Genomic DNA, 18,861 nt, shown 5'->3' on the forward strand with positions numbered 1-18,861 from the left:
GCCGTCGTCGCGGCGGAATCCGTCTGCGAAGGAGACCCCGTGACCCCCACCAGCCGTCTTTCGGGTCTGCGCGATCACGCGCCGCTCGAACGCCGAGCCCTCGTCGCTGAGGCCGCGGGTCTCACGGCGGCCGAGCTGGACTCGCTCGACCCGGACGCGGGGTTGAGCCTCTCGCACGCCGACCACCTCGTCGAGAACGTCGTCGGTCTCATCGGCATCCCCGTCGGCATCGCCACGAACTTCCGCATCGACGGCGTCGATCGCCTGATCCCCATGGCGACGGAGGAGCCCTCCGTCGTCGCCGCCGCGTCCAACGCCGCGCGGATGGCTCGAGCGACCGGCGGATTCGTCACCTCATCGACCGGCGAGGTGATGATCGCGCAGGTGCAGGTGCTCGACGCGGTCGATCCGGAGGGTGCGCGCCTCCGACTTCTCGAGGCACGCGAAGAGCTCCTGGCGCTCGCCGACGCGCAAGACCCCGTCCTGGTGTCGCTCGGCGGCGGCGCGATCGACATCGCGGTGCGCACCCTCGCCACCCGGACCGGCGTGCAGGTCATCGTGCACCTTCATGTCGACGTCCGCGACGCGATGGGCGCGAACGCCGTGAACACGATGGCCGAGGCGCTCGCCCCCCGGATCGCCGAGATCGCCGGGGCCCGCACACTGCTGCGGATCCTCACGAACAAGGCCGATCTGCGCCTCACCCGCGCCCGCGCCGTCTTCCCGGCGGAGATGCTCGGCGGTCCGCAGGTGGTCGCCGACATCGAGGCGGCCAGCGCGTTCGCCGAGGCCGACGCATACCGCGCCGCCACGCACAACAAGGGCATCATGAACGGCATCTCGGCCGTCGTCCTCGCCACGGGAAACGACACACGGGCGGTGGAGGCCGGATGCCACTCCCACGCGGCCCGCACCGGGGGCTACCGCGCGCTCTCGCGCTTCGAGCGCACCGCCGACGGCGACCTCGTCGGCACCCTCGAGGTCCCCCTCGCTGTCGGACTCGTCGGAGGAGCGACCCGCGCACACCCCGCCGCGCGCGCCGCGGTACGGCTGCTCGGCGTCGACTCCGCGAGAGAGCTCGCAGCCGCGATCGCGGCGGTGGGTCTCGCACAGAACCTCGCCGCGTGCCGCGCGCTCGCCGCCGAGGGCATCCAGCGCGGGCACATGACCCTTCACGCGCGCACGATCGCCGCGAGCGCGGGCGCCGCGATCGACGAGATCGCAACGGTCGCCGAGCGAATCGTCGCCGACGGGCGCATCCGCGTCGAGTACGCCCGCGAGGTGCTCGGCGAACTGCGCGGGTGCTCGTCGTGACGGCCCCCGCCCCGCGGTCGTCTCCGCGCGTGGTCCCCCGCCCGGGGATGCCGGCCGAGGTGACCGTCTTCGAGGTCGGTCCCCGCGACGGGCTCCAGGCCGAGACCGACGTCGTCGCCACACCGGTGAAGGCCGACCTGTGCCGTCGGCTGTACGCCGCCGGCGTCGAGGCGCTCGAGCTGACCAGCTTCGTCCCGCCCTCGTGGATCCCGCAGCTGGCCGATGCGCGGGAGGTGGTGGCATCCGTCGACATCCCGACCGGCCGCCGCGGCGTCGCCCTCGTCCCGAACCGACGTGGGCTCGACGACGCGCTCGCAGCCGGGATCCGCGAGGTCGCGGTGGTGGTCAGCGCCACGGACGCCTTCGCGCGCGCCAACCTGAACACCGACCGTGCGGGGGCGATCGCCCGCGCGACCGACGTCGTCAGGGCCGCACGCACCGAGGGGCTCCCGGTCCGCGGGTACGTGTCGATGGCCTTCGGCGATCCGTGGGAGGGCGATGTCGACATCTCTGCCGCTGTCGACGCGGCCTCCGCCCTCCATGACTCCGGATGCCGCACCCTCGCCCTCGGCGACACGATCGGGGTGGCGACGGCCGGACACGTGGAGCGGGTCATCGACGCGGTCTCGGCCGCCGGCATCCCCCGCTCCGCCCTCGCCCTCCACCTGCACGACACGTACGGTCAGGCTCTTGCCAACGTGTACGCGGGCCTCTGCAACGGGGTGACCGAGTTCGACTCCTCGGTCGGCGGTCTCGGGCGGTGTCCGTACGCCCCCGGCGCTACGGGCAACCTCGCGACCGAGGACCTCGTGTGGATGCTGCAGGGCCTCGGCATCCGCACCGGTCTCGACGTCGCCGCCCTCGCGCGCACGAGCGCGTGGCTCGCGGGGGTGCGCGGTCGGCCGCACGTCTCGCGGGTCGCCGCGGCCCTCACCCGTTCCGATCTCCCGGAGGAGACCCCCGTATGAGCAACGTCCTGACCCCCGGATCCGGGTCCCTGGCGGGGGTCGTCGTCGTCGACCTCTCGCGCGTGCTGGCGGGGCCTTACGCCGCGCAGATGCTCGCCGACCTCGGGGCGACGGTGATCAAGATCGAGAACCCGCGTGACCCCGACGTCTCGCGCGGCTTCCCGCCGTATCTGACCGACGGCGACGAGGAGTTCAGCGCGTATTACGCGCAGTACAACCGCGGCAAGCTGGGCGTAGGCCTCGACCTTGCCGCCCCCGGGGGGACGGAGACCCTGATCGACCTCGTGCGGCGGGCCGACATCCTGGTCGAGAACTTCCGCCCCGGCACGATGGACAAGCTCGGCGTCGGTTACGAGGTGCTCCGCGAGGCGAACCCGCGGTTGGTCTACGTCGCTGTCTCCGGCTACGGCCAGACGGGGTCGCGCAGCCGTCGCCCCGCCTTCGACAACACCGCTCAGGCGGCCGGGGGCATGTGGTCGATGAACGGCTATCCGGGGCAGCCCCCGGTGCGCGTGGGCGTCACGATCGGCGATCTGTCGGCGACCCTGTTCGCCGTGGTCGGCACCCTGGCCGCCCTTCGTCACGCCGAGAGCACGGGGGAGGGGCAGATGGTCGATGTCGCGCAGGTCGACAGCATCCTCGCGCTGACCGAGACCGCCGTCGTCGACTACACGGTGCGGGGCGTCGAGGCCGCGCCGGCCGGGAACGAGCACGCCTGGGTCCGCCCTTACGAGCTCTTCGATTGCGCTGACGGTCAGGTCTTCTTCGGGGCCTACACCGACAAGCTCTGGCGGGCCAGTTGTGCTCTCTTCGGTTCGCCCGAGATCGCCGACGACCCCGAGATCGACACGATGCGCAAGAGGTTCGACCCGGAGATCTACGCCCGTCGGGTGAAGCCCGTCGTCGCCGCGTGGCTGCGCGACCGGACGAAGGCCGAGCTCGAGGCCCTCGCGGGAGACGTCATCCCCCTCACCGCGATCAAGACGATCGGAGAGGTGGTCGACGACCCCGGTACCGCTGAGCGCGACATGATCGTCGAGGCCGACTACGGGGGACTCGGGACGCTCCGCATGTTCGGCCAGCCCATCAAGCTCAGCGCGACGCCGGCGACGCCGGCCCGCGTCGCGAACCGCTTCGCGGAGCACTCCGACGTCGTCCTCACGGGCCTCGCCGGGTACGACGCCGACCGCATCGCCGCCCTGCGCGCATCGGGAGCCCTGTCATGACGGCGTCCCGGAGGCAAACCCTGGATGCCGCGCACGCCGAGGCCTACCGCGGCACGTTCGCAGCCGAGGAACCGACGCGTGCCGACGGCGACGTGCTCCCGGCGGGATGGGAAGGCGTGTTCTTCCCGTTCGCAGTGGCTCTGGCCGACCTCCGCCCCGACGGCACGCCCGGACGTGACGGCATCCTGCCCGAGATCGACCTGCCCCGCCGGATGTACGCCGGGGAGGACACGGTGTTCTTCCGCGATCTGCGTCTCGGTGACGTCGTGACGCAGGCCGCCGCCGCGGGCGCGGTCACGGAGAAGACCGGCTCCGGTGGTCGTCTCGTCTTCGCCGACATCGAACGGGAGCTCTCCGTCGACGGTCACGTCGCGGTGCGCAGCACCTGGCACGATGTATTCCTCGAGGGATCCGCCGGTGCGGGCCGCGCCCCGCGGACGGACCCCTCCGCGGCGGCGGGGGCGGCCTGGATCGACGAGATCGTCCTCGACGCGCGGCAGCTCTTCCGGTTCTCGGCGTTGACGTTCAACACCCACCTCGTGCACTACGACCGCCGATGGGCACGCGAGATCGAGGGTCTCGCCGACCTCCTCGTGCACGGACCGCTCCTGCGCATGCTGCTCGTGGATGCCGCCCGTCGTCACGCCCCTGGCCGGAGCATCACCGCTCTGCGCGTGCGTATGACGGCGCCGGCTTTCGTCGACACCCCGATTCGCCTGTGCGGCTCGTCCGATGCCTCACGCGTGGTCGCCCTCGACGCGGGGGACGTCATCCTCGCGACCGCGGAGATCGACGGGGCCTGAGCGGTCTCTGCCGCCGGTGAACGCGGTCGTGTTCAGCTCATAGAACACGGCTCCGCGCGCCTCGTCCCGGGGGACGCCGGCGCGCGACACGGCCCCGTGGGCAGAGACCCGCGTGCGCGGGTCAGTCGAGCCGCGAGTGCTCGCCGAGGCGGTGCCAGGCGCGGTTGTGGTAGACCAGGGCCGCTCCCGGGTCGCCCGGCTCGAGGTCGCGCTCGACGTCGACCTGCAGGGCCTGAGCGGCGATGACGGTCGAGCCGCCGGCATCCATCCGGCTGACGATCTTGCAGCGCAGCCACGCACGCACACCGTGGTAGACCGGCTCGCCGGTGGGAAGACGCGACCATGTCGAGGTGTCGGCGAAACGGTCGAGGCCGCTGGTGGAGGCCGTGCGGGCGAGCCCGATGTCTTCGGCGTCGAGCAGGTGCACCACGATTGTGTCGGCGGCGATGATCGTCGGCGTCGCGGACGACAGGGCCGACACCGAGAAGATGAGCAACGGCGGGTCGGCGCTGACCGACGACACTGACGATGCCGTCAGCGCGACCGGACCGTTCTCGCCGTACGCCGTGATCACGGCGATGCCGCCGGGGTGGCCGCGGAACGCGCGCTTGAAGTCGTCCGCCGAGACCGATGTGCCGATCGCGGGGGTGCCCTCGGGGGTGGCGTGCGGGAGCGAAGTCATACCTCAAACGGTAGGCGCTTCCGCGGCGGTCGGCACCGCGGGGCGCAACACGACGACACGCTCCGGGCGGATTTCCGACCCCGCGGGCCATGAGTGTGAGGCTTCACATTTACTCATTTGTGACTTTTGCGCGCGAAAATTCCTTGACAGAACGGATTGTGTGAGCGCTAACATTCAGGAGTCAGCCCGCCCGAGGGGGCTGCATCACATGAACCGGCATCGATGCCGGCGAAACGAGGAGGTTTCAACATGAAGGCGAAGAAGATTCTTGCCGGGTTCGCGCTGGTGGGTGCGATCGCCCTGACGACGTCCGGCTGCGCCGGCGGCGGCAGCAACGCCGGTGGGGGCGGCGACGACAAGGTCATCACCGTCGGCTTCGCGCAGACCGGCTCCGAGAGCGGGTGGCGCAGTGCCAACACCGAGTCGATGAAGGAGGCGTTCAGCGAGGCCAACGGCTTCAACCTCATCTTCAACGCGGCCGACAACAAGCCCGAGGCGCAGATCGCCGCGGTGCGCAGCTTCATCAACCAGGGCGTCGACGCCATCGTGCTCGCCCCGATCGTCACCGACGGCTGGGACGACGTGCTCAAGGAGGCGAAGGATGCCAACATCCCCGTCATCCTCGAAGACCGCACGGTCTCCGCTCCCGAAGACCTGTACGCGAGCTGGGTCGGCCTCGACTTCAAGAAGGAGGGCGAGACCGCGGGTACGTGGGTGGCTGACAACTTCGGCAAGACGCCCACCAACCTCGTCGTGCTCGAGGGCACCACGGGCTCGTCGGCCGCGACCGACCGCGCCGCCGGCTTCGACGAAGCCATCGCAGGCACCGACATCAAGGTGCTCGACTCGCAGACGGGCAACTTCACCCGCGCGGAGGGCAAGACCGTGATGGAGGGCTTCCTGCAGAAGTACGGCTCGACCATCAACGTGCTCTTCGCTCACAACGACGACATGGGCCTCGGCGCCCTGGACGCGATCAAGGCCGCCGGCCTCACGCCCGGCACCGACATCAAGATCGTCACCATCGACGCGGTCAAGGACGGCATGACGGCTCTGGCCGACGGCGAGTTCAACTACATCGTCGAGTGCAACCCGCTGCTGGGTGACAAGGTCGCCGAGGTCGTCAAGAAGGTCGTGGCCGGCGAGTCCGTCGACAAGAGCTACATCGTCGAGGACCAGGCGTTCGACCAGGAGCAGGCCAAGGCCGCTCTGCCCGACCGCAAGTACTGATCCCTCCCTTCCCGGGTGTGCGGGGCCGATCCCGGCCCCGCACACCCTCCCGGCACCCCAGAAAGCGATCGAGCATGACATCCGAACGTGCTGCCGCGGTCCCGAGCCCGCGGGCCGCCGTGGTGGAGATGCGAGGAATCAGCATCTCCTTCCCCGGAGTGAAAGCCCTCGACGGGGTCGACTTCACTCTCTACCCCGGCGAAGTCCACTCCCTCATGGGCGAGAACGGCGCCGGCAAATCCACGCTCATCAAAGCCCTCACCGGCGTCTACGGCATCGATGCCGGCACCATCCGCGTGGACGGGGAGGAGCGGCTCTTCCGCACCACCGCCGACGCGCAGGTGGCGGGCATCGCCACCGTCTATCAAGAGGTCAACCTCTGCCAGAACCTCACCGTCGGCGAGAACGTCATGCTCGGTCAGGAGGTCCGCCGCGCGGGGATGATCGACTGGAAGGCGACGCACGTCGCAGCCGGGCGTCATCTCTCTGAGCTCGGTGTCCGCATCGACACTCGGTCGATCCTCGCGAGCCACTCGATCGCCGTCCAGCAACTGGTCGCCATCAGCCGGGCGATGGTCGTCGACACCAAGGTCCTCGTTCTCGACGAGCCCACCTCGAGCCTCGACCGCGGCGAGGTCGAGCAACTCTTCGGTGTCGTGCGCGATCTGCGCGACCGCGGCGTCGCGATCCTCTTCGTCTCGCACTTCCTCGATCAGATCTACGAGATCTCCGACCGCCTCACGGTGCTGCGCAACGGCACCCTGGTGGGGGAGTACCCCGTCGCGGAGCTCGGCCGCGAGCAGCTCGTCGCGAAGATGATCGGTCGGGAGCTCGGCGAACTGGATGCCATCTCCGCCAGTGCCGAGCGCCCCATCGACCGCTCCGGCACTCCCGTGCTGCGGGCCGTGGGCCTCGGCCGCAAGAACGCCCTCGAGCCCGTCGACCTCGACGTGTTCGGGGGCGAGGTCGTCGGGCTCGCGGGACTCCTCGGCTCGGGCCGCACCGAGCTCGCGCGTCTCATCGCCGGAGCCGACCGCTCCGACGGCGGTGCTCTCGAGGTGGGAGGCGCGAACGCTCGCACCGGCTCGCCACGGCATGCCCTCGATCGCGGCATCGCTTTCTCGTCTGAGGATCGCCGCGCCGAGGGCATCGTCGGCGATCTCACGGTCGCGGAGAACATCATCCTCGGCGTCCAGGCCCGGCGGGGTGCGCTGCGCAAGGTCAGCGCGGCCGAGACCCAGGCCATCGTCGACGAGTACATCACCGCCCTCGGTGTGCGACCGGCGAACCCGCACGCCCTCATCCGCAACCTCTCCGGCGGCAACCAGCAGAAGGTCCTGCTGGCGCGCTGGTTGGCCACCGCCCCCGAGTTGCTGATCCTCGACGAGCCCACGCGCGGCATCGACGTCGGGGCGAAGGCCGACATCCAACGCAAGGTCGCCGAGCTCGCCGAGAAGGGCCTCTCGGTCATCTTCATCTCGTCCGAACTCGAAGAGGTCCTCCGCCTCGCCCAGCGCGTCGCGGTGCTGCGCGACCGTCGTAAGATCGGCGAGCTGGCCACGAAGGACGTCGATCTCGACGACCTCGTGACCTACATCGCCGAAGGTCAGGGCGAGACCACCCCTGCCCCCACCGCCCCCGAGACACTGTCGTCCGATCGGGAGAAGATCGCATGAAGAAGTTCCTCACGCACCGCCTCGTCTGGCCGATCGCGGCGCTCATTGCCCTGATCGCCATCAACACGATCTCGCGGCCCTCCTTCCTCAGCATCACCGTGCAGAACGGCCAGTTCTATGGCTCGCTGATCGACATCCTGCGCAACAGCGCTCCGCTCATGCTCGTCGCGCTCGGCATGACGCTCGTCATCGCCACCCGCGGTATCGACCTCTCGGTCGGCGCGATCATGGCGGTGTCCGGCGCGGTGGCGCTGACGATCATCGAAGCGTCGCCCGAACCGGGCAACCTCGCGGTCGTGATGATCGCCATCGTCGCCGCCGTCGGCACCGCCCTGCTGCTCGGGGTCTGGAACGGGTTCCTCGTGTCGGTGCTCGGCATCCAACCGATCATCGCCACGCTCGTCCTGATGCTCGCCGGCCGCGGGGTCGCCCTGCTCATCACCAAGGGCTTCATCACCACGATCAACAGCGACCCGTACCAGTTCATGGCGCAGGGATACGTGCTGGGACTTCCCTTCGCGTTCTACGTCTCGATCGTCGCGGTCGTCATCGTCGGCGTGCTCGAACGTCGTACCGCTCTCGGCATGCTGACCGAAGCCGTCGGCATCAACCCCGAGGCCAGTCGTCTGGCCGGCGTCCGCTCCCGTGGCATCATCTGGGGCGCCTACATCGCCAGCGGCACGCTCGCCGGTGTGGCGGGCATCCTCTACAGCTCGAACATCATGGCCGCCGACGCGAACGCGGCCGGGCTCTACATCGAACTGGATGCCATCCTCGCGGTGGTGCTCGGCGGTACCTCGCTCGCGGGCGGAAAGTTCAGCATCGCGGGCACCGTCGTGGGCGTCTTCACCATTCAGACGCTCAAGAGCACGATCACCTTCCTCGGAGTGCCGCCGGCCGTCAGTCCGGTGTTCATGGCCGCGGCCGTGCTCGTCGTCGTGCTGCTGCAGTCGCCGCGCTTCCGGGCGCTCATCCACACGGCCGGTCGCTCCGCGGCCCGCCCGATCACCCGCCGTCCCGACGCAAAGGTGCTGTCCTGATGACCACTCTCACCGCCGCGGAACGCAGCTCCTCGTCGTCGAGCAGCACGTACCGCCGCTTCCTCAGCCGCCACATCTCGTGGGTCCCGGTGTTCGCCGCCGTCGCCATCCTGATCATCATGATCGCGGGATCGATGGCCTACTTCCCGAACTTCCAGCTCCCGCGCATCATGTCGTCGATCCTGCTCGACAACGCCTATCTCCTGGTGCTCGCTGTCGGGATGACCTTCGTCATCCTCACCGGAGGGATCGACCTCTCCGTCGGCGCGGTGATGGCCTTCACGGGCATCCTGTGCGCGAAGCTCCTCGGCGAGGGGGTTCCCGTGGTCGTGGCGGTGCCCGCGATGGTGCTGATCGGAGCGGCGATCGGTCTCTTGATCGGCGTGCTCGTGCAGTTCTTCGACGTCCAGCCCTTCATCGCCTCACTCATCGGTATGTTCCTGGCCCGGGGGCTTGCGTTCGTGGTGAGCCTCGAGTCGATCAAGGTCGAGAACGAGGGCATCCTCTGGCTGCAGTCCACGCGCTTCTCGTTCGCGGGGTGGTACATCACCCCGACGGGCATCATCGCTCTGCTCACGGTCGCGATCGCGGCGTTCGTCCTGCGCTACACCCGCTTCGGGCGCACCGTCTACGCGCTCGGCGGCAACGAGCAGTCGGCCCGGCTCATGGGCTTGCCGGTCGTGCGCACGAAGCTCTCGGTGTACGTCATCAGCGGGGTGTGCGCCGGACTGGCCGGCATCGTCCTCACGGCGTACTCGGGTGCCGGTTATCCCCTGAACGGCGTGGGGACCGAACTCGACACGATCGCCGCGGTCGTCATCGGCGGCACGCTGCTCACGGGCGGCAGCGGCTTCGTCCTGGGCTCGATGATCGGGGTGTTCGTGTACGGCCTGATCCGCACGATCATCTCGTTCTCGGGTGCCGAGCAGTCGTGGACGCGCATCACCGTCGGTGCCCTGCTGCTGCTGTTCGTCGTGGTGCAGCGGATCATCGTCTCGCGTTCCGCACTGAGCCGCTGAACCGGCCCCGCGTCGTGTTAGCGCTCGCCCTCCCACGCGGGCATGATTGACCCCATGTCCACCGTCGCTCCGCCCCTCCTCGAGGTGCGCGGGGCGACGGTGCGTTTCGGCGTCGAGTCGGCGCTGTCCGACGTGGATTTCCGGCTGCGCCCCGGCGAGGTGCACTCGCTCATGGGAGAGAACGGCGCCGGGAAGTCGACGCTGATCAAAGCGATCACCGGGGCCCTGCGCCTCGATGCCGGTGAGATCGAGCTCGGCGGCCGCGAGATGCGCTTCGGCTCTCCCGCTGACGCGCAGGCGGTCGGCATCTCGACGGTCTACCAAGAGATCGACCTGCTCCCCAACCTCACTGTCGCCGAGAACATCTCGCTCGGCCGCGAGCCGCGCCGGTGGGGTGTCATCGATCACCGAGCGATGCGCGAGCGGGCGATCGACGCCCTCGGATCCCTCGGTGTCGACGTCGATCCGGCCTCGGTCCTGTCTTCCCATCCGCTGGCGGTGCAGCAGCTCGTCGCGATCGCCCGTGCCGTGTCGACCGAGCTCAAGGTGCTCGTCCTCGACGAACCGACCTCGAGCCTGGACGCCGACGAGGTCGCCGAGCTCTTCCGCGTCATCCGCGACCTCAAGGCCCAGGGCATCGCGATCGTCTTCGTCTCGCACTTCCTCGATCAGGTCTACGAGATCTGCGACCGCGTGACGGTCTTGCGCGGCGGGCGTCTCGTGGGGGAGTACGGCACGCGGGAGCTGCTGCGCATCGACCTCGTGGAGAAGATGCTCGGCGCCGCCGCCGACGTGCTCGCCCCGCTCGGTCAGCGCGAGGCGGAGGCGGCCGAGGGGCCCTCGGTGCTGAGCGCGCGGGGACTGGCATCCGGTGTCCGACTCCGCGAGGCCGACGTCGACATCGCCGAGGGCGAGGTGATCGGGGTCGCAGGTCTCCTGGGGTCGGGGCGCAGCGAGCTCGCACGCTCGCTCACCGGCGTCGACCGGCCCGACGGGGGAGAGCTGCGCATCGACGGCGAACCCGTGCGCCTGTCGTCGCCCCGGGAGGCGATCCGCCGCCGCGTGGCGTACTCGTCGGAGAACCGCCGTACCGAGGGGGTCATCGGCGACCTCAGCGTGCTCGACAACATCACCCTGGCGCTCCAGGCGCAGCGCGGGATCTTCCACCGCCTGAGCACCGCGCGCCGCCGCGAACTGGCGACGAGCTGGGTCGAGGCGCTGCACATCAGGCCCGCCGACATCGATCGGCCGGTCTCGACGCTGTCGGGTGGGAACCAGCAGAAGGTGCTGCTCGCGCGCCTGCTCGCACTGTCGCCGCGGCTCATCGTGCTCGACGAGCCCACCCGGGGCATCGACGTGGGCGCCAAGGCCGAGATCCAGCGTCTCGTCGGCGAGCTCAGCGACAACGGCCTCTCGATCGTCTACATCTCGGCGGAGCTCGACGAGGTGCTGCGCGTGGCCCACCTCGTCGCCGTCATGCGCGACGGGGTGCTCGCGCAGATCGTGCCGGCCGCCGACCTCACCTCCGACGCCCTGCTCGCGCTCGTGGCGGGTCACACGAGCGGAGACGAGGGCAGCGGTGGCTGACGACAAGGCCTCGCGCACCGCGAACATCTTCGACGTCGCCCGTCTCGCCGGGGTGTCGCACCAGACGGTCTCGCGCGTGCTCAACAACATGCCGAACGTGCGGCCGGCGACCCGCGCGCGTGTCGAGCAGGCCATCGCGCAGCTGCGCTACAGTCCGTCGCCCGCCGCGCGCGCCCTCGTCACGCGTCGCACGCGCACGATCGGTCTCGTCACCCCGGGCACCGTCGACTACGGCCCGACGTCGATCGCGACGAACTTCAACTTCGCCGCCCGCGCCGCCCGGTACAACGTCGACGCGATCAGCTCTCCCCAGAGCGACGTCGCTCCCGTCCGGGCGGCCATCGACGGACTGCTGAAGCAGCGGGTGGATGCCATCGTCCTCGTCGTCGTCGACACCGAGGTGCTCGCGGCGGTGCAGGCGCTCGACATCGACGTGCCCATCGTCGCCGCGGCGACGAGCGCTCGTCCACATCCCCGCCTGGTCGCCATCGATCAGTACCGGGGGGCGCGCAGCGCCGTGCGCCACCTGCTCGAGACCGGATACGAGACGGTCCGCCACATCGCCGGGCCCGCTCGCAACCCCGACGCCGTGGAGCGCGTCCGCGGCTGGCGCGAGGAGATCGCGGCCGCCCGCGCCCAGTCGACCCCGGCGGTGCACGGGGACTGGTCGGCGGCGAGCGGGTATCGCATCGCTTCGGAGGCCGACCTGTCTCCGGGGGAGGGCATCTTCGTCGCGAACGACTCGATGGCGATCGGCGTGCTGTCGGCGCTCCGGGAGCGCGGACTTCGCGTGCCCGAGGACATCGGCGTGGTCGGCTTCGACGACGTGCCCGAGGCGGCGTTCGTGTATCCCTCACTCACGACCGTGCGCCAGGACTTCGCCGCGCTCGGCGAGATCCTCATGCAGAAGGTGCTGCTCCTGGTCGAAGAGCCCGACACCGTGACCGAGAGCACCCCGCTGCCGACCCGCCTGGTCGTGCGGTCGTCTGCTCCGCTTCAGCGCTGAGCCGCGCAGTTCGCTCGCGTGCGTCGAGCCGGGTCGCTGTTCCCGCACGTCGGGCCGGGTCGCTGTTCCCGCACGTCGGGCCGGGTCGCTGTTCCCGCGCGTCGGGGTGCGGGCCTTGGCCCCGCATAAACGCGATCCACTCGCATAAACGCGGGGAGAGCGTGTTTATGCGCGCGGATAGCGTTTATGCGTGGCCCCGCCGCGGCAGCCGCCCCGCCCCATGCGAGCACCCGACACCGAATTCGACGACATCGCCTCTTGCGCGGACAGTGAACCCGTCCTACAGTGGTCGAACCGGTTCGATGACGAGGAGGTGACCGATGCCGACGATCGGCGATGTGGCCAAGGCCGCGGGTGTCTCACGCAGCACGGTGTCGTACGCGCTGTCGGGCAACCGCCCGATCTCGCGCGAGACGCGCGAGCGCATCGATCTCGCGATCGCCGAACTGGGCTTCACCGTCAACGCGGGTGCACGGGCGCTCGCCACCTCGCAGACCATGGTGCTGGGACTGCTCCTGCAGTTCCATGAGGACGAGTTCCCGCCGGCCATGCTGCAGTACATCCTCGCCGTCTCCAACGCTGCGCGCGAGCTCGGGTACGACATCCTCATGGTCACCGATGCCGACGGGCCCGGCGCCGTCCAGCGCATCACGTCGTCGAACATGGTCGACGGCGTCGTCCTCCTCGACGTCACGCACGACGACCCTCGTCTCGAGGCCCTGCGCCAGGCGCGCCAGCCGGGTGCGCTCGTCGGCCTCCCGCGCGATACCGAGGGCGTCGACGTCTTCGACCTCGACTTCAGCGAGGCGGCCCGCATCACGATCGACCACCTCTACGGTCTCGGCCATCGCGACATCGTGCTCGTCTCGCCCCCGCGCCACGTCTTCGAGCGGGGCGGGGCCTACGCCTGGCGCTTCCGCGACGCCGCCCTGGAGCGAGCTGCCCGCTATGGCATCCGTGTCCGTCCGTACTACGGCGAGTCGCAGCAGCCCGGGATCGAGCGGAGCCTGAATGCGATCCTCGACGCTCGCACCGACTCGACCGCGCTCGTCGTGCACAACGACGCCTCGATCGCGGCGCTTCCGGCGGTGTTGCGTGAGCGCGGAGTCGTCGTCCCGCGCGACCTGTCCGTCATCAGCCTGTACTCGCAGGATTTCGGACGCACCTTCCTCCTGCCCTACACGGCAGTCGAGACATCTCCAGACGGGCTGGGCCGAAAGGCGGTCCAGCACCTGGTCCGGCGCATCGCCGACCCCACGTACGGGCCTCCCGTGGTGGGGTTCATCGAGCCGGAGCTCACCGACAGGGGGAGCACCGCCTGACGGGGCGAGGGTGTTCTCCGTTCTCGTCGGCCCATCGTCGAACCGGTTCAACTCCCTCGCTCGCACGACAACGCAGTCACATTTCAGAGAGGAAATTGCAGTGAGCACGAACAACACCCGTACCCGGGCTCTCGGCGCGATCGCCATCGGCGCCGTCGCCGTGGGCGTCTTGGCCGGATGCTCCGGCGGATCGACCGGTGGCAGCACCGACGGCGGCGCCGGCGGCACCTACACCTTCTGGGACCCGTATCCCCAGTACGACGCCTCGTCCGACTGGGCGAAGGTCATCGACAAATGCGCCGCCGAAGCCGGCGTCACCGTGGAGCGCACAGGTTTCGACACCAGCGACCTCACCTCCAAGGCGCTGCTCGCCGGACAGCAGGGCGATTCGCCCGACATCCTGCTGATCGACAACCCCGCCGTCTCCACCCTCGTCGAGGCCGGGATCGTCACCTCCACCGACGAGAACAACCTGCAGGTCGGCGACGTGGCGGAGAACATCCTCGGCGCCTCGGTGGTCGACGGGAAGACCTACGGCGTCCCGATCGGGGCCAACACCCTGGCGCTGTACTACAACCCGACCGTGCTGAGCGCCGCCGGGGTCGACCCGTCGTCGATCACCGACTGGTCGACGCTCAACGTCGCGATCGAGAAGGTCGTCGCGTCCGGGAAGAAGGGCATCACGTTCTCGGGCATCGGTACCGAAGAGGGCAGCTTCCAGTTCCTGCCGTGGTTCTGGGGAGCCGGTGCCGACCTGACGACCCTCGACTCCTCGCAAGCGGTCTCGGCCGTGCAGCTGTGGACCGACTGGGTGCAGAAGGGCTGGGCGCCGAACTCGGTGATCAACAACACCCAGACCACGAGCTGGCAGGAGTTCGAGACCGGTGACTTCGGCTTCGCCGAGAACGGCACGTGGCAGAAGGCGGGAGCGGCGAAGGCCGGCTACCAGGTCATCCCGATCCCCGGCGCCAAGGGCGGAGCCGCCCCCGCGCCCACCGGTGGCGAGTTCTTGACGCTCCCCGTGCAGAAGGACGCGGGCCGCTACGCCGCCTCGGCCAAGATCGTCGAGTGCCTGACCAGCACCGCGAACGTGGTGGGCACCGACAACACGCTCAACTACATCGCGGCCACCCCCGAGGCGCAGAAGGAGCAGCTCGCCCAGGACCCGACGCTCGAGCCGTGGGTCGAAGCCGTGAACGCGGCGAAGGCACGCACCGGAGACAACCTCGGCACGAAGTACCCGGTCATCTCCGAGCAGCTGTGGACGGCGGTGCAGAACTCCCTCACGGGTGCGCAGTCGCCGCAGGACGCCCTGAAGGCCGCTCAGCAGGCCGCCTCCTCGAAGTAACACCCGATTCCTGAAAGGGGTACGCCGACATGACCGCGACGCAGTTCACTGCTTCGACGGGCACCGGCGATTCCGGGAGGGCGGCGGCCACCACCGCCCTCCCCACCCCGGATCGCCGTCCGCGGCGCCGGGGCCAGTGGGCCGCCTGGGCGTTTCTCGCCCCCGTCGTGATCTACCTGGTCGTCTTCTACGCCTATCCGCTCGTGCGCAACCTCGATCTGAGCCTGCGCGACTACACCGTCCGTTCGTTCATCGACGGCACCGCACCGTTCGTGTGGTTCGCGAACTATGTGAGCGTCTTCCGGGACCCCACGTTCTGGCCCGCCCTCGCCAACACCGCGACCTTCACGCTCGTCTCCATCGTGTTCCAGTACTCGATCGGGATGGCTCTGGCGGTCTTCTTCTTCCAGCGGTTCCCCCTCTCGGCGACCCTGCGCGCGTTGTTCCTCGTGCCCTGGCTCCTGCCTCTGCTCGTCTCGGCCTCCGCGTGGTCGTGGATGCTCAACTCCGACTCGGGCGTCGTCAACTATCTCCTCAGCGTCGTCGGTATCGATCCGGTCAACTGGCTCACCTCGCCCCAGTGGGCGCTGGTCTCCGTCCTCATCGCGAACATCTGGATCGGCATCCCGTTCAATCTCGTGATCCTCTACAGCGGTCTGCAGAACATCTCGAGCGACATCTACGAGGCGGCATCCATCGACGGAGCGAACGCCTGGCAGAAGTTCTGGCGCATCACCTTCCCGCTCCTGCGCCCCGTCTCGGCGATCACGATCCTCCTGGGACTCGTCTACACGCTGAAGGTGTTCGACATCATCTGGATCATGACCCGTGGTGGGCCGGGGTCGAGCTCGACCACCTTCGCGATCTGGTCGTACCGGCTCGGATTCGGCTCGGCCCTGCCCGATCTGAGCCCGGCCGCGGCCGTCGGCAACCTGCTCATCGTCATCGCCCTGGTCTTCGGGCTGATCTACATCCGCGCCCAGCGCCGATTGGAGGTCTGATCATGACGCGCCGCCCCTGGTGGATCACCGCGATCGGGATCGTGCTGACCGCGGTCATGCTGTTCCCGATCTACTGGATGATCAACGTCTCGCTCACCCCGCAGAGCGACATGCGCAAGTCGCCCCCCGACCTGTTCCCGCTCACGCCCACCTTCGAGGGCTACGAGAGGGTCCTCTCCGACCAGCTGCCGTACCTCGGCACGAGCTTCGTGATCGGTCTCGGCACCGTCGTGCTGACGCTGCTGTTGTCGGCTCCGGCGGCGTACTCGCTCGCCAAGCTGCACCCGCGCGGCGGCGACGCCCTCAGTTTCGCGTTGCTGATCGCGCAGATGATCCCCGGGATCATCATGGCGATGGGCTTCTACGCCATCTATCTGAACGCGGGCATCCTCAACACCATCCCCGGCCTGATTCTCGCCGACTCCACCCTCGCGGTGCCGTTCGGAGTGCTCATCTTCACGGCGTTCATGCGCGGCATCCCCGACGAACTGCTCGCCGCGGCGCGGATCGACGGCGCGGGGACGTGGCGGACCTTCCGCTCGATCGTGCTCCCGGTCAGCCGCAACTCGATCGTCACGGTGTCACTGTTCGCGTTCCTCTGGTCGTGGTCGGACTTCATCTTCGCCTCGACATTGAACAGCGGCGGAAAGCTGCAGCCCATCACGATCGGCATCTACCGCTACATCGGCAATAACAACCAGGAGTGGAACGCGATCATGGCGACCGCCGTCGTGGCATCCATTCCCGCCGCCGTCCTGCTGATCCTCGCCCAGCGTTATGTCGCCGCCGGTGTGACCGCCGGCGCCGTCAAAGACTGACCCCCGAAAGGCCTGGCGTGTCGCATTCTTTCCTGCCCACGTTCGACGTGCGCGAAATCCCCTTCAGCTACCGCGGCTCGTGGCTCGACCTGTCGCCGGTCGTGGGCCTGCACCGACAGGTCGACGACGTGCACCTCGTCTCGCACATCACCGGCATGCACGCCGTCCTCCGCCTCACCCCCACCGTCGACGGAGAGCGGGCGGATGCCACGACGCAGGCCGACGCGGCCTCGCTGACGTGGGTGGTGGGCGAGCGGGCCGTGGCGACCGCGGTGTTCGCCTCGGTCGACGTCGTCCGCATCGCCGGTCACGGTGGAGACTTCACCCTGGCGGACGCGGTCGAGGAGCTCACGCCGTTCACAGGGTCGTACTTCTTCCGCGACCCCTTCGACGGGGCATACGTCTTCACCTCCTACGAGACCGGGCGCCGGTACCGCGTCACCGTGCTGTCGGGAACGATCTCGGCGGAGGGCGTCGAAGCGCTCGGGCAGAGCGTGCGCGCGCTCACCGTGCGCGGTGACGACGGGTGGGAGATCGCGATCGAACAGATCGAGGCGGCCGCGCCGCCGTATCGGGCGTCGGACGACTTCGGCGCCGTCCGCGCGCGGGTGGCGGAGGAGTTCACGGCGTATCTCGACGAGATCGCCGCGTGGCGGACCGACGCTACCCCCGCCGTCGCGCGTGCCGCGTACGTGCTGTGGTCGGCCACGGTCGCCCCCGCCGGGTTCGTCACGCGCGAGTCGGTGCTGATGTCGAAGCACTGGATGGACAAGGTGTGGAGCTGGGATCACACGTTCAACGCCCTCGCGCTGGCGCCGGGGCTGCCCGACGCCGCACTCGATCAGTTCTTCGCGCCTTTCGATCACCAGGATGCCGCGGGCGCGATGCCCGATTCGATCACGCACTCCGAGGTGCTCTACAACTACGTCAAGCCGCCCATCCATGGGTGGGCCTGGGGGAAGCTGCGCGAACGTCTCGCGCGTCCGGTCACCGAGGACGAGCTCTTCAGCGCGTATTCGCGTCTCTCCCGATGGTCCCGGTTCTGGTTGGACTACCGCACGGCGCCCGGGCATGAGCTTCCCTTCTACCAGCACGGCAACGACAGCGGGTGGGACAACTCGACGACGTTCGATCACGACCGGGTGATCGAGGCTCCCGATCTCGCGTCCTTCCTCGTCGTGCAGCTCGACGTGCTCGCCGCCCTCGCCGACGAACTCGACACGGGGGAAGGTGAATCGTGGCGGGCCGAGCGCGACCGGGTGCAGCAGGCGCTCCTGCGCGACCTGCTCGACGACGATGGTTTCTTCGCCGTCGGGGCGCTGAGCGGAACGGTCAGCAAGCGGACCAGTCTGCTGAACCTGTTGCCGGTGCTCGCCGCGGACCGCTTCTCCGCGGCGGTGTCCGACGCGCTGGCGACCCGCATCGCCGCCCACCTCACGGAATGGGGTCCGGCCACGCAGCTCGTCGAGACGCCCGAGTACGAGGACGACGGATACTGGCGCGGTCCGATCTGGGCGCCGTCGACGATGCTCATCGAGGAGGGGCTGCGTCGCGGCGGGCACGTCGAGCTGGCCGACATGATCAACGAACGCTTCCGCGCGCTGTGCGAGAGGTCGGGCTTCGCCGAGAACTTCGACGCCCTGGCGGGTGCGGGCCTGCGTGACCGCGCCTACACGTGGACGGCGAGCGTGTACCTCGTCTTCGCGCACGAGCATCTGCAGCGCGCGGCCGGGGCGGACTCGTGAGCGGCGTCACCGCGCACTTCGCGGTCGAGGGCACGCGGCTCGTCTGGCGGGGTGACGGCGAGACCGTCGTGGTGGA

General features: G+C 69.3%; 16 protein-coding genes. 15 read left to right on the forward strand and 1 reads right to left on the reverse strand.

From position 1 onward, the window contains the following. Positions 1-39: 39 nt before the first annotated feature. From PIR02_09040 to PIR02_09055, 4 genes are read left to right on the forward strand one after another with little or no spacing between them, the layout of a single operon-like run. Positions 40-1,314 (forward strand): hydroxymethylglutaryl-CoA reductase, degradative, encoded by a 1,275-nt coding sequence (locus PIR02_09040; protein WZH38804.1) that lies wholly within the window; start codon positions 40-42, stop codon positions 1,312-1,314. Continuing rightward, the gene (locus tag PIR02_09045) at positions 1,311-2,282 is read left to right on the forward strand and encodes a hydroxymethylglutaryl-CoA lyase (GenBank protein ID WZH38805.1); all 972 of its coding nucleotides are present in this window, start codon (positions 1,311-1,313) and stop codon (positions 2,280-2,282) included. Before PIR02_09040 ends, PIR02_09045 begins: the two co-directional genes overlap by 4 nt. After that, a complete protein-coding gene (locus tag PIR02_09050) occupies positions 2,279-3,508 on the forward strand; it encodes a CoA transferase (protein ID WZH38806.1) in 1,230 nt (409 codons plus the stop codon). The genes PIR02_09045 and PIR02_09050 overlap by 4 nt, the downstream gene beginning before the upstream one ends. Then, entirely contained in the window at positions 3,505-4,311 is an 807-nt protein-coding gene (locus PIR02_09055; GenBank protein ID WZH38807.1) for a hypothetical protein, read from the forward strand. Before PIR02_09050 ends, PIR02_09055 begins: the two co-directional genes overlap by 4 nt. A gap of 121 nt (positions 4,312-4,432) precedes the next feature. Here PIR02_09055 and PIR02_09060 read toward each other — a convergent pair whose 3' ends face one another. Next, positions 4,433-4,993, reverse strand: coding sequence for a flavin reductase family protein (locus tag PIR02_09060; GenBank protein WZH38808.1), 561 nt, complete (start codon positions 4,991-4,993; stop codon positions 4,433-4,435). Positions 4,994-5,242: 249 nt separating this feature from the next. Here PIR02_09060 and PIR02_09065 point away from each other — a divergent pair, with 249 nt between their 5' ends. From PIR02_09065 to PIR02_09115, 11 genes are all read left to right on the forward strand, one after another. Next, the gene (locus tag PIR02_09065) at positions 5,243-6,223 is read left to right on the forward strand and encodes an ABC transporter substrate-binding protein (GenBank protein WZH38809.1); all 981 of its coding nucleotides are present in this window, start codon (positions 5,243-5,245) and stop codon (positions 6,221-6,223) included. A 74-nt stretch (positions 6,224-6,297) separates the two neighbouring features. Continuing rightward, positions 6,298-7,899: a sugar ABC transporter ATP-binding protein gene (locus tag PIR02_09070; protein ID WZH38810.1), complete on the forward strand. Its 1,602-nt coding sequence runs from the start codon at positions 6,298-6,300 to the stop codon at positions 7,897-7,899. Then, positions 7,896-8,939, forward strand: coding sequence for an ABC transporter permease (locus tag PIR02_09075; protein WZH38811.1), 1,044 nt, complete (start codon positions 7,896-7,898; stop codon positions 8,937-8,939). The genes PIR02_09070 and PIR02_09075 overlap by 4 nt, the downstream gene beginning before the upstream one ends. Further along, positions 8,939-9,958, forward strand: a complete 1,020-nt coding sequence (locus PIR02_09080; GenBank protein ID WZH38812.1) for a sugar ABC transporter permease YjfF — start codon at positions 8,939-8,941, stop codon at positions 9,956-9,958. Before PIR02_09075 ends, PIR02_09080 begins: the two co-directional genes overlap by 1 nt. 54 nt (positions 9,959-10,012) lie before the next feature. Beyond that, positions 10,013-11,545: a sugar ABC transporter ATP-binding protein gene (locus tag PIR02_09085; GenBank protein WZH38813.1), complete on the forward strand. Its 1,533-nt coding sequence runs from the start codon at positions 10,013-10,015 to the stop codon at positions 11,543-11,545. After that, entirely contained in the window at positions 11,538-12,551 is a 1,014-nt protein-coding gene (locus PIR02_09090) for a LacI family DNA-binding transcriptional regulator (GenBank protein WZH38814.1), read from the forward strand. The genes PIR02_09085 and PIR02_09090 overlap by 8 nt, the downstream gene beginning before the upstream one ends. Before the next feature lie 320 nt (positions 12,552-12,871). After that, entirely contained in the window at positions 12,872-13,873 is a 1,002-nt protein-coding gene (locus PIR02_09095; protein ID WZH38815.1) for a LacI family DNA-binding transcriptional regulator, read from the forward strand. 100 nt (positions 13,874-13,973) lie between these two features. Continuing rightward, positions 13,974-15,221 (forward strand): extracellular solute-binding protein, encoded by a 1,248-nt coding sequence (locus tag PIR02_09100; GenBank protein WZH38816.1) that lies wholly within the window; start codon positions 13,974-13,976, stop codon positions 15,219-15,221. A 29-nt stretch (positions 15,222-15,250) separates the two neighbouring features. Beyond that, positions 15,251-16,222: a sugar ABC transporter permease gene (locus PIR02_09105; protein WZH38817.1), complete on the forward strand. Its 972-nt coding sequence runs from the start codon at positions 15,251-15,253 to the stop codon at positions 16,220-16,222. Positions 16,223-16,224: 2 nt separating this feature from the next. Further along, positions 16,225-17,040, forward strand: coding sequence for a carbohydrate ABC transporter permease (locus PIR02_09110; protein ID WZH38818.1), 816 nt, complete (start codon positions 16,225-16,227; stop codon positions 17,038-17,040). Positions 17,041-17,057: 17 nt separating this feature from the next. Continuing rightward, the gene (locus PIR02_09115; protein WZH38819.1) at positions 17,058-18,785 is read left to right on the forward strand and encodes a glycogen debranching protein; all 1,728 of its coding nucleotides are present in this window, start codon (positions 17,058-17,060) and stop codon (positions 18,783-18,785) included. The last annotated feature ends 76 nt before the right edge of the window (positions 18,786-18,861 follow it).

The sequence above is a fragment of the Microbacterium enclense genome (genome assembly GCA_038182865.1).
GTDB lineage: Bacteria > Actinomycetota > Actinomycetes > Actinomycetales > Microbacteriaceae > Microbacterium > Microbacterium enclense_B.

Bases quoted from the DNA above. Each gene is read 5' to 3' on its own strand.
- PIR02_09070 (WZH38810.1), top strand. From the start codon at position 6,298: ATGACATCCGAACGTGCTGCCGCGGTCCCGAGCCCGCGGGCCGCCGTG.
- PIR02_09065 (WZH38809.1), top strand. From the start codon at position 5,243: ATGAAGGCGAAGAAGATTCTTGCCGGGTTCGCGCTGGTGGGTGCGATC.
- PIR02_09080 (WZH38812.1), top strand. From the start codon at position 8,939: ATGACCACTCTCACCGCCGCGGAACGCAGCTCCTCGTCGTCGAGCAGC.
- PIR02_09105 (WZH38817.1), top strand. From the start codon at position 15,251: ATGACCGCGACGCAGTTCACTGCTTCGACGGGCACCGGCGATTCCGGG.
- PIR02_09110 (WZH38818.1), top strand. From the start codon at position 16,225: ATGACGCGCCGCCCCTGGTGGATCACCGCGATCGGGATCGTGCTGACC.
- PIR02_09075 (WZH38811.1), top strand. From the start codon at position 7,896: ATGAAGAAGTTCCTCACGCACCGCCTCGTCTGGCCGATCGCGGCGCTC.
- PIR02_09060 (WZH38808.1), bottom strand. From the start codon at position 4,993: ATGACTTCGCTCCCGCACGCCACCCCCGAGGGCACCCCCGCGATCGGC.
- PIR02_09050 (WZH38806.1), top strand. From the start codon at position 2,279: ATGAGCAACGTCCTGACCCCCGGATCCGGGTCCCTGGCGGGGGTCGTC.
- PIR02_09085 (WZH38813.1), top strand. From the start codon at position 10,013: ATGTCCACCGTCGCTCCGCCCCTCCTCGAGGTGCGCGGGGCGACGGTG.
- PIR02_09095 (WZH38815.1), top strand. From the start codon at position 12,872: ATGCCGACGATCGGCGATGTGGCCAAGGCCGCGGGTGTCTCACGCAGC.
- PIR02_09055 (WZH38807.1), top strand. From the start codon at position 3,505: ATGACGGCGTCCCGGAGGCAAACCCTGGATGCCGCGCACGCCGAGGCC.